Origin of the sequence: Sphingobacterium pedocola (genome assembly GCF_015209965.1) — a bacterium.
GTDB lineage: Bacteria > Bacteroidota > Bacteroidia > Sphingobacteriales > Sphingobacteriaceae > Sphingobacterium > Sphingobacterium pedocola.
Genome location: NZ_MU158690.1, coordinates 437325 through 450894, shown reverse-complemented (window position 1 = coordinate 450894; position 13570 = coordinate 437325). Strand labels below are relative to the sequence as shown.

The window sequence follows — 13570 nt, the reverse complement described above, 5'->3', positions numbered from 1 at the left end:
TTCAAACAGAAAGGATTATATATGGATTTGATCAACAGAAGAATCGCCATTCGCAGGTTATTGTTTATCGCAGGCGGTACACTTTTGCTTCCAGCCTGCTATCGAAAATCGGGCAAGCCAACTATTGAACTGACCCATTTGGTGATAGAGGAAGAACATGAAAATTTGCTAGCCGAGCTAGTTGAGACGATTATACCCTCTTCTAATACCTCTGGAGGACGGGAATTACTACTACACCTCTTTGTTTTGAAAATGGTGGATGATTGTCATAATCCAGAAGATCAAGCAGCTTTTATGGCTGGATTGGCTTCATTTTCTACCTATGCGCGCGAGAAAATGGGAAACGATTTTATCAAACTGGAACCAGATAAGCGCCTTGCCTTTTTAGAAGAGATGAAGGACGTAAAAGATGAACAGATAAAACGGTTTTATGCCATTACGAAACGCCGCACCATACAGGGGTTTGTGAATTCGAAGTATGTGATGACTGACTTAAAAAAATACGAGTTAGTTCCCGGTCGATATAATGGCTATGTAAAAATGGCCTGACGGCCCGTAGAAGAGAACAGAAACAAAATAAGAGAGAACACATAAAAGAATGGCAAACTTAAATATAGATGGTGTAAAGACGCGCGTTTTCGATGCTATTGTAATCGGATCCGGAGCAAGTGGAGGTTGGGCGGCAAAGGAATTCACCGAAAAAGGGTTAAAAACACTCGTCCTCGAACGGGGACGCGATGTGGTACATGTCAAAGACTACCCAACGACCAACCTCTATCCATATGAATTGGAACATCGTAATGAAATAACCTATGCCGATAAGCAAACGAATCCGATTGCCAACAGATGTTACGCGTACAGAGAGGACACGCAACATTTTTTCGCGAAAGATGAGGAACATCCTTATATTCAGGAGAAAGATTTCGATTGGGTTCGCGGATATCAGGTTGGTGGAAAATCATTGATATGGGCACGACAAACGCAGCGCTGGAGCGAATATGATTTTGAAGGACCTGCACGTGACGGCTTTGCGGTCGATTGGCCTATCCGGTATCATGATATCGATCCATGGTACAGTTACGTAGAACGTTTCGTTGGTATTGCGGGCAATAAGGATGGCCTATCTACACTCCCGGATGGTGATTTTTTACCGGGTTACCCGTTGAATGCGGCGGAAGATTATTTCCGTCAATCCGTCAATCAGCACTTTAAAAACAGGCACGTCATCAGTGCGAGGTGCGCACACCTCTCCGATCCACAGCCTATCCATCTTCAGCAGGGACGTGTAAAATGTCAGCACCGCGTACTGTGCCAGCGTGGTTGTCCTTTTGGAGGTTACTTCAGCAGCAATGCCTCTACTCTTCCTTGGGCACAAAAAACGGGTAATCTCACCTTACGTCCCCATTCGGTAGTGCATTCGATACTGTACGACCAAGAATCGGGCAAAGCGAAAGGTGTAAAAGTAATTGACACAGAATCACTGGAGGAAATAGATTTCTTCGCTGAGGTAATTTTTGTTAATGCTGCGGCTTTAAATACCAATCTTATTCTACTCAACTCTAAGTCGGACCGTTTTCCAGAAGGACTAGGAAATGACAACGGACTGCTAGGAAAATATATTGCTTTTCACAACTACACCGCACGTATCAGTGCGGAATATGATGGTCTTCTCGAATATCGAACAGATGGTCGAAATCCAGCCGGTGGGGGGTATATCCCGAACTTCCGTAATGTGGATCGTCAGGAAACAGCTTTCTTGCGCGGTTGGGCAGCAGCTTTCAGTGCCAATCGTTCACAGGTTCGGGATACCAACGGTGTGGGTGATGCGCTCAAGAATGCATTACTTGATGATTCAAAATGGAGTAACTGGCGCATACATTCTCATATGATGGCGGAAACTATCCCCAAGGAAAGTAATCAAGTGTGGTTAGACGCAAGTAAAACCGATAAATGGGGCGTGCCGCTCTTACATATTTCTGTGGATTACGCCGAAGACGATTGGCAAAGGCGCAAAGATTATTACGAACAGATGACTGTGATGTATGAGGCTGCCGGATTTAAGAATATTAGGACATCAAATGATTCCCGTCGACCCGGAAACGATATTCACGAGATGGGTGGGGCTAGGATGGGCAACGACGCGAAGACTTCGTTATTGAATAAATGGAATCAACTTCACCTCTGTAAGAATGTTTATGTAACAGATGGCGCATGTATGACATCAACAGCGACGCAAAACCCGACATTGACCTATATGGCACTCACCGCGAGAGCAGTGGACCACGCTGTTAAGTCATTAAAAAAGGGGACTTTATTAGATGGTAAACAATAAATAGGTTGTCCCAAAAATTTAGTTTACAGTGTACGATTTAAGCTGTGCTAATCGAGTGTTAAGAAGGTATTGGTTGCAGTAGCCAATACCTTCTTCATTCACTACAATAGCCTTTCCGTTTCCAGATATTTCATAATGATTTGGGTCGCTCCAGCACGCTGTTTCACGTATGCGCCGGCCGCCTCTCCATATAACTGTCGACGCTCCTGCTCTTGAAACGACAGAAAAATGCCCTGCAATTCATTGTAATTTGTAACCGAGAATGCCGCCATCAATGTAACGAGATCAACTGCTTCCTGAAACTTCCCATATTTCGGTCCAAAGATAACGGGAATACCGTAAGTTGCGGCTTCCAGTGTATTGTGGATACCCGCTCCAAAACCGCCTCCTATGTAGGCTACATCACCATAGCAATAAAGAGACGATAACATGCCAATATTATCAATAATCAGGATCTGATTCGCTTCAATTTGTGCAGGACTGTACGTCGACAATGCGGAGAATTTCATGGCTTGCGGAAAGAGATTACACAAAGCTGTGATATGATTCTGATCTACCTCATGCGGGGCAAGAATAAACTTCCACAAGGGATATTGTGAAGCTAACTGCTTTAATAAGGTTTCATCTGCTGGCCATGTACTGCCAGCAACCAGCACCTGCTGTTTACCGACAAAATGTTTTATAGACGGAATTTCCTGATGTTTTTTGGGCAACTCCACGACCCGATCAAATCGGGTATCTCCCGCCAAACCTGCATGCGTAATTCCAATCCATTTTAACATATGGACACTATCCGTATTTTGGGTAAAGAAAAAGGAAACTTTTTCGAGAATAGAACGGTAAAATCCGCCATATGGTTTAAAGAACAGTTGCTCCTCTCGAAAAATGGCCGAAATCATAAGCAAACGAATCTTGCGTTTATGGAGTTCATTAAAATAATGATACCAATATTCGTATTTGGTAAAAACGGCAAATTTAGGGTTGATGGCTTCTATAAAGTTGCGTGCATTCCACGCAGAATCTTCAGGTAAATAAAACACATAATCCGCTAGCGCGGTGTTTTTGCGAATCTCATAGCCTGAGGGCGAGAAAAAAGTTATTACAATTTTTTCATGAGGATATTTCTTTCTGATCTGTTCCAAAAGTGCCCTTCCTTGCTCGAACTCTCCTAAGGAAGCAAAATGAAACCAGATATGTTCCTGACCTTTTTCAACCGTGTGTTTTATGTGTTTTAACAGCCCTTTTCGACCGTCTACCCAACGTTGTGCCTTGGCATGAAAAGGAGCTATCAACCGTAGTATCATACCGTAAAAAACAATTCCCAGATCGTACAGTATCCGCATATTAATGAAATAATACTTATATTCGTCAAAGATATTAAACCTTTTCTAATTCACGACAAAGTGCAACAGAAGGCTCAAAAAAGAATACTTATAACCGGTGCAGCAGGATTTTTGGGTTCACACCTTTGTGATCGTTTTATTCACGAAAATTATCAAGTTATTGCGATGGATAATCTGATTACCGGAGCCATTGAAAATATCGAACACCTTTTCCATATGGCGAATTTTGAATTCCATCACCATGATGTTTCCAAATTTGTACACGTACCCGGAGAGCTGGATTACATTCTTCATTTTGCTTCGCCCGCCAGCCCGATAGATTATTTACGCATTCCGATTCAGACCTTGAAAGTTGGTTCACTAGGCACACACAATCTGTTAGGACTAGCTAAAGAAAAGCAAGCGCGTATTCTGGTTGCTTCAACTTCCGAGGTATACGGCGATCCAACCGTCTCTCCGCAGTCAGAAGAATACTGGGGAAACGTGAACCCTGTCGGTCCCCGGGGTGTCTACGACGAAGCGAAACGTTTCCAAGAGGCCATGACTATGGCTTATCATAATTTTCATGGACTGGATACAAGGATCGTACGTATCTTCAACACATTCGGCCCACGTATGCGACTGGAGGACGGAAGAGCTTTACCTACCTTCATTGCACAGGCCCTTAGGAATGAAGACCTAACGGTATTTGGCAGCGGCAAACAGACGCGATCGTTTTGCTATGTTTCCGACCAAATTGAGGGTATATATAGACTATTACACACCGACTACCATGAGCCATTGAACATTGGTAACCCAGAAGAGCTGTCTGTCAAGGAGGTTGCAGAAGAGATCATAGCCTTAACAGAAAGCAAGTCAAAGATCATCTATGAAGCTTTACCTGTAGACGACCCGCAGCAGCGAAGACCCGATATTACAAAGGCAAAACGAATACTGGGGTGGGAACCACAGGTATCCAGAAAAGAAGGCTTAATACAAACGATAGCGTATTACAAACAAAAATTAAAAGACCAAGTAAAACAACAAATCAACATATAAATGAGCAAAATATTAGTTACCGGAGGCACAGGTTATATTGGTTCCCATACAGTAGTGGAACTCTACAAAGCAGGATATACACCTGTAATTATTGACAATTTATCCAATTCAAGCCGCAAAATCTTAGCACAGATCGAAAAAATTATCGGCGTAACACCCGAGTTTCATCAATTTGACCTATGCGACACCGAACAAACCACAGCATTCATCAATAAAAATCCCGACATCAGTGGCATTATTCATTTTGCGGCTTCAAAAGCCGTGGGCGAATCCGTTCAAAAACCATTAAAATATTATCACAACAATTTTTTCTCCCTCATCAATTTGTTGGAAGCCTACCAGGAGAAGAAAATCAATTTTGTATTCTCTTCAAGCTGTACGGTATATGGTGAGCCAGATGCATTACCCGTTACAGAATCTGCGCCAGTGAAGAGAGCCAGCTCTCCCTACGGCAATACCAAACAGATCGCAGAGGAAATCCTCGCGGAATCTGCTGCTGCATACGACAACTACAACATAATCGCACTACGTTATTTCAATCCGGTAGGTGCGCACGAGTCGGCCTTAATCGGTGAATTGCCACTGGGCGTACCCCAAAATCTACTGCCTTTCATCACGCAGACCGCCATCGGAAAACGCGAAAAGTTAACCGTCTTTGGAAATGATTTTGATACACCTGACGGCTATTGTATACGGGATTTTATTCATGTTGTAGACTTGGCAAAAGCACACGTTGCTGCGATTCAACTTTTAGAAAAAGGTAATCCAAACGGAAAATACGATGTATTCAATGTCGGTACCGGAAAAGGATACTCTGTCCTTGAAGCAATCAAGGCTTTTGAGAAAGTCTCCGGTAAAACGTTAAATTATGAGGTTGGTCCACGAAGAGAAGGCGATATTGTAAAAGTATATGGAGATGTCACCAAGTCATCCAGCGAACTAGGTTGGAAAGCCCAGCTCGGCATTGAGGAGATGATGTCTTCCGCTTGGAAATGGGAAAATTATCTAAAAGAAAATCCGATTGAATAATTAGCAGTTGTTCGCGGATTCGCTTATTTGAGAATTTGCGAATCCGCGTATCTGCACACCGGCATATTTGTTAGGCGGCGCCCCCTCCTTCTTTCACATCAGCATATCGCTCCGGCCTATATTTAAATGCCGGTGTTAACCAATACATCAATACGATGCGTGAGTACCTATAATTGAAGGGAGCCAAGATTATAGTAGCCAATACCGCAACAGTAAGGTACAACCACGGAGATTCCATATTATGGGTAATGATATATGTCCCTACACAAGCAGTAACTAACTCCGCTACGACAAATACATAACTCACATACATTGCCACGTAGAAGTATCCAGGTTCTTTCTCGAACTTCAGACTACAATATGGGCAAGAACTTCTCATCTTTTTAGATGAGAAACTCAATAACGGGCCTACAAACATATCCCCTTTTCTACAGCGTGGACACTTGCCAATGGCAGCACTTTTCAATTCACTGGGAATAATATATTTTGTTTCTTGCATAGTTCTATTGTTTGTTTCTGATTATTTTCTTCTAAACTCTTCGGGCGTAATTCCCTCCATTTTTTTAAAAAACTTCGTAAAATAAGAATTATCACTAAATTTCAACTCATAGGCTATCTCTCCGATAGTATGCCTACGTGTCGCTAATAAGCGCTTTGCTTCCAACAAAATTCGACTCCGAATAAACTCTCCCGCGGAAAGCCCCAAATACTCCCTTGAAAGCGCATTAAGATGATTGGGCGTGACGTGAAGCAACGAGGCATACTCTTTAGGTAAATGTAAATCTTTATACCTCTTTTCTACTAAAGATCTAAAATTTTTAAGCAATGTATAGTTATATGATGAAGCTTCAATCTTTTCATTTGGTTCCATTTGCTTTTCAAATAGCATAAACAAATAAAGTAAAGACACTTTTACAAAATCCATCTTAAAATGCTTTGCAATTAATTCATCCATTAGACGTACAACTGCGTCTCGGCTTTCATTGCAAATCACAAAAACAGATTTATTCTTCAAACCTAAAAAGAACGGAAAATTCGAAAGGTAATCTGATTGCAGCAGAAAAGTCTGAAATGTGTCCACGCTAAAATTCACGATATAACCATCTACTTCTCCCTCAAAATCCCAAGTATGAATCTGTCCCGGAATCATAAAATAAACCTGCCACGGCTGCACGTCATATTCCTCAAAATCGATGGTATGTTTTCCACGGCCATTTGTAAATATTACAAAGTGATAAAAGTTATGTTGATGCGGAAAAATAAGATTATGATTTCTTTTCAAATAACTCGAAAGACGCTCCACCAGAATTCTTTGTTCCTCATTGCCCGATAGAGCGCATTGATCAAGTATTGGCACTTTTAACGTCATCTACACAAAGATACCAAATCATTTCCGAAATGAGTGGTATATTTGACTGTTTAATTGGTACTTTTTACTGATAGCAAGAAACTAAAACCTTCACGAATCTACTAACGCTTTTGACATGATAAGATTAGATAATTCTTGATATCGGATCAATCCTAATTTCTTCTTTAGCCGCTGCCTTGACTTCTTGATAGCTTCGCTCGTAATACCGAGCAAGTTTGAGATCTCTTTATTCGAAAGATCTAACTTGGCCAACAAGATATACCTAAGATTTGATTCTGTAATTTCTGGAAAATCCGTTAAAAGTCGATCATAGAAAATAGGGTTATCCACTTGATAGGTTCTTTTAAAATTACCCCAGTTCTCTTCCGTCATCAAATGCGAGTCCAATAAAGCCTGAAGTCGTCCATTCTTCTCTTCAAGAAAAGAAGAGGAAGAGATTCTTATTTGGTCAATTTCAGTCGTCAAACGATCTATTTGTTGATTTTTACCTAGTAGATAGCCTTTATAGGTGAGAAGAGTCTCACTTGCTTGTACAATCTTTTGATCCATTGCTGTCTTCTCGCGCTGAAGATCGGCAACCATGGCGTCATAATTACGTTCTTTTATACTTAGTTTTCTTTTATAAATATATGTGGAGAGAAAAATCACAACAACAAGTATAAGACAGATAATAATAAAAACTCTTTTCGAAAGTTGCTCGTGGTGGTACTGTTCTATTGACCGCACTAATTCCTGATTAAATTTATTTCTATCTGACGAGATTCGTATTTGCTGTAATACCGATTCGCCATCCCAATTTTGTAACGTATTTGACAACCCATCTAACCGACGTCTAGCCAACAATTCGCCCGAGATATCCCCCTCTCGTATAGCTATTTCAAGCCGGAGCTTAACAATTTCTTTTTCCGATTTCTTTAAGTATACTTTAGATGATGCATATCGCTCTGCTCTTTCCAACGATAATTTCGCCTCTTTGATATTACTATTTCTGACATATAATTCTGCCAAAAGTATCGAGGCGTACATTGTATTCCGATCTGCCCGATATCGTTCCGAATAAACAATATCTTGCTTTAGAAACGCAATTGCTTCATTTATCTGCCCTCTGTCGCGTAATACTAAGGCTTGATTACCCAACGTTTTACCTTTACGAACAAAATCACCGATCTCGTGTGCTAACATCTCAGCCTCTCGAAAGTGTTCCATAGCTCTGGAGGTGTCTTTCTTGGCCAGATAATAAATTCCGGTATTATCAAGAATCTCCGCTCTCAAATTCGATTTTTGAGGCGCATATCGAATTGCATGTTCGAGATATGTAATAGCCTCTTCGTAGTCTCCTATCGTACCAAAGAAATATCCAAGCTTTTTATATGTTTGATCCGGCATTATAATTTTCTCAGGAGAAAGGCTCTTGATGATTTCGATCGCATTTAGATACACATTCTGTGCCTTACTAATGTTCCTAAAATCATATAGGTAGAATCCATATTCGACCAACATCCATGCTTTGAGGGCAGAAGCCGGGTGTACGATATCAATTGCTTTTTGGTAGTTATGGTCACTCGTATTGTTTATGCGGTCCAGAATATTCGCATAACCACTTGCAAGAAGTATATAATATACGGCTTCAACTTCCCTATCCTCCGTTGTGGATAGATACTGTGTTAACGGCTGCAGATAAGTTACCAGACGCACAGAGTCTCTTGGGAGATCTTTTTTTTGTCCAATCAGATTTTCTATCAAAAATGTACGGTCACCTGAACGGGTAAACTGAATAGACTGCGAAAAACCCGATCTAAAAATCAAAGAGAACAGTAATATCAAATAAAAAAAAACAAATTTTCCTTTTGCCAAAACGATAGAGAAACCAAAAATTAAGAATGCTTTTTTAGCTACTCCAAAGATAGCAATTACTTTCACAGCCAAATTACTAAAAATTGAAAAGACATTCTTTGCATATATTTTTTTAGATTAGCATATGTCTTTACACAAAAACACTATCCTTAAGGAGGCGGTTCTTTCTCTGGCACAAAAAGAGAAAGACAAATTACTAGTACGTCTAATCAACAAAGACAAAATGCTATTAAAGCAACTTCAATTTCAACTCTTGGAAGATAAATCCGATCTCGAAGATCGAATTGAAAGGCTAAAAAAAAGTTTGGAGACTTTGCTGTCAATTGCCGAAACATCCGTCAAAAACATTCCGATATATAGCAATTACAGTCAGCTTAATGCACTTTTACGCCAAGCAAGTGGTATGATAAATGAACATGAAAAAGTAACGAAGGACAAAATAAGTGAAATCGAATGCCGTTTATACTTGTTAAAAACATCTTTTGAAAAATTCCCAAAACTTTTCGAAGCCACAGCGATAAGTAGTGGGCTTAAATTGCAAAAATATGCTATTGGCCGAATCAAAAACGTTACGGGAAAATTTGACAAACTCCATGAAGATATACAATTTGATTTATATGCCGAGATGGAATTTATTTTAGGATTTGCGATGAAACATGGAATGAGTTACTAAATGATTTTATTTATTTTATTAACTTCGCATAAAAAGTAATTCTCCGGGTGAATATTCAAGAAATTCTAGAAAAATACGGAAAGACAGAACAAGTAAGGACGCTCGTTAACGTTATCCAAAGTAAAAACCCAAAAGTTCATCTTAAAGGTTTAATTGGTTCCGCAGACGCAATGGTTGCGTCGGCTGTATATCATCTTCACGTACGTCCGTACGTTTTTATTTTGCCGACTCATGAGGAGGCTTCTTATTTTCTCAGTGATCTAGAAAGTATCTTTGATAAGCAAATTCTATTTTTTCCGGCCTCTTATCGAAAAGCTTTTGAATTCACACAACTAGATAGTGCCCACGTCTTGCAACGCGCCGAAACATTGAGCGCTTTGAATCACACTTCGGAGCTCCCAAAAATAGTAGTAACCTATCCGGAGGCTATCGCAGAAAAGGTCATCAACCGCAGTGATCTCGAAAAAAACACTTTAGAAATTACGCAAAACACCAAACTTAGCATTGATTTTATCAATGAATTTTTCTACGAATATGATTTTGAGCGTACCGATTTCGTCTACGAACCCGGGCAGTTCGCTATTCGGGGAGGGATCGTTGATATCTTTTCTTTTTCAAATGATCTTCCTTATCGGATTGAATTCTTTGGCGATGAGATAGAAAGTATACGCACCTTTGATATCGAAAGCCAGCTCTCAGTTAGTAAAATACACACCGTTACCATTGTTCCAAATGTTCAAGCGAAGTTTCTCGCAAATAACCACATCTCTCTACTCGAATATGTAGACAGAGACACCGTCGTTTGGATCAAAGATGTACAGTTTACCTTCGATATTATAAAAGAGGGTTACAAGAAAGCTTCACAATTTTGGAAAGCATTATCCGAAAAGGAGATAAAAAACAACCCGGAATGGCTAGATCCGAGGTTTACCTTTAACGATGACCGGAATTTTGCTTCTCTGTTATTCGAATTTCCGAATATTGAATTTGGTAAACAGTTTTTCTATAACGCGTCAGAAGTTATTATTTTTGACACACACCCGCAACCCTCTTTTAATAAAGATTTCTCCCTTCTTACACACAGTATGAAGGAGAATGAGAAGAATAAAATTACAAATTTAATATTCTCAGATTCCAACAAGCAGATCGAACGCATTTATGCTATATTGGACGATTTAGACAAGTCTACAACGTTCATACCTGTACATCGTTCCTTACGCGAAGGTTTTCGAGATGACAGTATACAACTTGCCTGCTATACAGACCATCAAATCTTTGACCGCTATTATAAATATAAACGGAAGAAAGGTTATGAACGGTCTCAAGCTATTACACTAAAGGAGCTACGTGATCTCAAACCGGGCGATTATATCACCCATATTGATCATGGAGTAGGTAAATATGCAGGATTGGAAAAGGTGGATGTCAACGGCAAAACGCAAGAAATGATACGGCTGGTTTATGCAGACAATGATCTATTATATGTCAACATAAACTCCCTTAACCGTATCTCCAAATATTCGGGAAAAGAGGGAACGATTCCCAAAATGAATAAGTTAGGTACGGATACTTGGGATAAGCTCAAGAAAACGACCAAAAAGAAGGTCAAAGATATCGCTCGGGACCTGATCGTCCTTTATGCCAAACGAAAGGCACAAACGGGCAACGCTTTCAGTCCGGACACCTATCTACAGAATGAGTTAGAAGCTTCATTTATTTACGAAGACACCCCAGATCAAGAGAAAGCTACCGCAGATGTAAAACGCGACATGGAGTCACCGCACCCCATGGATAGATTAATCTGCGGTGACGTTGGTTTTGGTAAGACGGAGATCGCTATCCGTGCAGCCTTTAAAGCTGTAGCAGATAGCAAACAAGTAGCAGTACTAGTACCTACCACTATCCTTGCCTTACAGCACTATCGTACATTCAAAGAGCGTCTCCAAGGGCTTCCGGCAAATATCGACTATATCAACCGTTTCAAAACATCTAAACAGATAAAAGAAACCCTCAGCAAACTAGCAGAAGGGAAAATAGACATCATCATCGGTACGCATCGCTTAGTAAGCAAAGATGTAAAATTCAAAGATTTGGGACTGATGATCATTGATGAAGAACAAAAATTTGGTGTATCCGTCAAAGAAAAGCTAAAAGTAATGCGTGCCAATGTAGATTCGCTCACATTGACTGCCACCCCTATACCGCGGACACTCCATTTTTCATTAATGGGGGCGCGAGATTTAAGTCTAATTACTACCCCTCCCCCAAATCGACAACCTGTACAAACGGAATTACACGTATTTAACGAAACATTGATTCAAGAGGCGGTGGCTTACGAACTGGATCGTGGCGGACAGGTTTTCTTTATTCATAACCGTGTCGCTGATTTAAAACAATTGGGTGCAATGATTCAGAAGCTGGTACCGGGAGCGCGTATAGGCGTAGCACATGGTCAACTGGAGGGCGACGATCTGGAAGATGTGATGTTGAAATTTATCAACAATGATTATGACGTGTTGGTCGCAACAACTATTATCGAAGCAGGGTTAGACATTCCAAATGCAAACACCATCATTATCAACCATGCACATATGTTTGGGTTGAGTGATCTACACCAAATGCGTGGCCGTGTCGGACGTTCCAATAAAAAAGCATTCTGTTATTTGTTAAGCCCTCCGTTATCAACCCTCACAAATGAAGCCTACAAACGCCTTTCAGCCATTGAGGAATTTTCTGAATTGGGATCGGGATTCAATGTTGCCATGCGCGATTTGGATATTCGCGGTTCAGGTAATCTTTTGGGTGCTGAACAATCTGGATTTATCGCAGAAATCGGTTTTGAAATGTATAATAAAATATTAGACGAAGCTGTGCAGGAATTGAAAGACGATGAATTCGGAGACTTATTTGCTGATGACAAAAACCGTAAATATGTTGCTTTCACACAAATAGATACTGATTTGGAAGTATTGATCCCTGATGAATATGTTACTAATATCGGCGAGCGCTACAACCTATACAACGATATTGCTAAACTTGAAAATGAATCACAACTACAGGAATTTATCCAATCGCTAGAAGATCGATTTGGACCAGTACCTGTCCAGGTTTACGAATTATTCAATACACTAAGACTACAGTGGATGGGTAAGGAAATCGGATTAGAAAAAATATCATTCAAGAAGAATACGTTAAAAGGTTACTTCATCAACAATCCTAAATCTACTTACTTTGAGTCGGATCAATTCGGTAAGGTATTGTCATTTGTGCAAACCCACCCCACCGCCAGTAATCTCAAAGAGGTAAAGGGACAGTTACGTATCGCCATAAATAATGTAACTAGTATCGAATATGCATTAAATCTGTTAAAAGAAATGGTGTAGCGGATCTCAGGGCGTGATAATTTTAAATGAAGGTTTATTTTAGGCAATTAACTTTGTCCATTGCCTTGCCTCTCCGCCACTCGCCGTGGCAGGGTCTTCTTTTTTACCCTAAAAAAGAAGCAAAAAAATCGTCGCTGTACCGGCTCGACACCACGGTTCACCATTCCTGCTATTGTCGACCCGCTAAGGCGACATTTTTCGTGAATGTATGGGTACTACGTTTTTTATTAAATATTTACTTTGAACTCCAGCTGAAATTAGAAAGGACGACCTAGGCCGATGTAGCGTTATGAAAGCTTTTGGATTTGCGTTAAGAACAGATTCCAGAAGTGAAACGGCTTGGAGCTGTTTAGTAAATCCAAAAGCTTTTAGCGTAACATTGGCCCAGTCTTGATCTTTTGGTCCATTTCCATCAAGGGAAAAGGACTAGGCCGCCCGCCGATGAGGGCAAAAAGATAAATATGGATATTTATGCTTGTCAATATAATTTGGTATTTACGAGCGACAAACTGTTAAAATAAACCTTCATTATTACTTCCCAAAATTAAA

Annotated in this window: 10 protein-coding genes; 6 read left to right on the top strand and 4 right to left on the bottom strand. The window is 40.3% G+C overall.

Annotation, left to right across the window (positions count from 1 at the left end; translation table 11 throughout):
* Positions 1–21: 21 nt before the first annotated feature.
* Together C4F40_RS12020 and C4F40_RS12015 are read left to right on the top strand one after the other, a co-directional pair.
* Complete coding sequence (locus tag C4F40_RS12020; protein ID WP_196939644.1) at positions 22–549, top strand: gluconate 2-dehydrogenase subunit 3 family protein; 528 nt, start codon at positions 22–24, stop codon at positions 547–549.
* 49 nt (positions 550–598) lie between these two features.
* Positions 599–2332, top strand: a complete 1734-nt coding sequence (locus C4F40_RS12015; protein ID WP_196939643.1) for a GMC oxidoreductase — start codon at positions 599–601, stop codon at positions 2330–2332.
* Positions 2333–2433: 101 nt separating this feature from the next.
* Here the strand turns inward: C4F40_RS12015 and C4F40_RS12010 are convergent, their stop codons facing one another.
* Positions 2434–3675, bottom strand: coding sequence for a 3-deoxy-D-manno-octulosonic acid transferase (locus tag C4F40_RS12010; protein WP_196939642.1), 1242 nt, complete (start codon positions 3673–3675; stop codon positions 2434–2436).
* 60 nt (positions 3676–3735) lie between these two features.
* On the opposite strand from C4F40_RS12010, the gene C4F40_RS12005 reads away from it, so the two are divergent.
* Both C4F40_RS12005 and galE read left to right on the top strand, forming a co-directional pair.
* Positions 3736–4713: a UDP-glucuronic acid decarboxylase family protein gene (locus tag C4F40_RS12005; RefSeq protein WP_196939641.1), complete on the top strand. Its 978-nt coding sequence runs from the start codon at positions 3736–3738 to the stop codon at positions 4711–4713.
* Positions 4714–5742: a UDP-glucose 4-epimerase GalE gene (galE, locus tag C4F40_RS12000; RefSeq protein ID WP_196939640.1), complete on the top strand. Its 1029-nt coding sequence runs from the start codon at positions 4714–4716 to the stop codon at positions 5740–5742.
* 70 nt (positions 5743–5812) lie between these two features.
* Here the strand turns inward: galE and C4F40_RS11995 are convergent, their stop codons facing one another.
* The 3 genes from C4F40_RS11995 to C4F40_RS11985 form a co-directional block, all read right to left on the bottom strand.
* Positions 5813–6241 carry a DUF983 domain-containing protein gene (locus C4F40_RS11995; RefSeq protein WP_196939639.1) on the bottom strand — a complete coding sequence of 143 codons (429 nt, stop codon included), beginning with the start codon at positions 6239–6241 and terminating at the stop codon, positions 5813–5815.
* A gap of 21 nt (positions 6242–6262) precedes the next feature.
* A complete protein-coding gene (locus tag C4F40_RS11990) occupies positions 6263–7111 on the bottom strand; it encodes an AraC family transcriptional regulator (RefSeq protein ID WP_196939638.1) in 849 nt (282 codons plus the stop codon).
* Between the two features lie 90 nt (positions 7112–7201).
* Positions 7202–9031, bottom strand: coding sequence for a tetratricopeptide repeat protein (locus C4F40_RS11985; protein ID WP_196939637.1), 1830 nt, complete (start codon positions 9029–9031; stop codon positions 7202–7204).
* 58 nt (positions 9032–9089) lie between these two features.
* Between C4F40_RS11985 and C4F40_RS11980 the strand changes: the two genes are divergently transcribed.
* Positions 9090–9638 carry a hypothetical protein gene (locus C4F40_RS11980; RefSeq protein ID WP_196939636.1) on the top strand — a complete coding sequence of 183 codons (549 nt, stop codon included), beginning with the start codon at positions 9090–9092 and terminating at the stop codon, positions 9636–9638.
* A 47-nt stretch (positions 9639–9685) separates the two neighbouring features.
* On the top strand, positions 9686–13021 hold the full coding sequence (mfd, locus tag C4F40_RS11975; protein WP_196939635.1) for a transcription-repair coupling factor: 3336 nt from the start codon (positions 9686–9688) through the stop codon (positions 13019–13021).
* The last annotated feature ends 549 nt before the right edge of the window (positions 13022–13570 follow it).

Bases quoted from the DNA above. Each gene is read 5' to 3' on its own strand.
- C4F40_RS11995 (WP_196939639.1), bottom strand. From the start codon at position 6,241: ATGCAAGAAACAAAATATATTATTCCCAGTGAATTGAAAAGTGCTGCC.
- C4F40_RS12020 (WP_196939644.1), top strand. From the start codon at position 22: ATGGATTTGATCAACAGAAGAATCGCCATTCGCAGGTTATTGTTTATC.
- C4F40_RS12015 (WP_196939643.1), top strand. From the start codon at position 599: ATGGCAAACTTAAATATAGATGGTGTAAAGACGCGCGTTTTCGATGCT.
- C4F40_RS11990 (WP_196939638.1), bottom strand. From the start codon at position 7,111: ATGACGTTAAAAGTGCCAATACTTGATCAATGCGCTCTATCGGGCAAT.
- galE (WP_196939640.1), top strand. From the start codon at position 4,714: ATGAGCAAAATATTAGTTACCGGAGGCACAGGTTATATTGGTTCCCAT.
- C4F40_RS11980 (WP_196939636.1), top strand. From the start codon at position 9,090: ATGTCTTTACACAAAAACACTATCCTTAAGGAGGCGGTTCTTTCTCTG.
- C4F40_RS12010 (WP_196939642.1), bottom strand. From the start codon at position 3,675: ATGCGGATACTGTACGATCTGGGAATTGTTTTTTACGGTATGATACTA.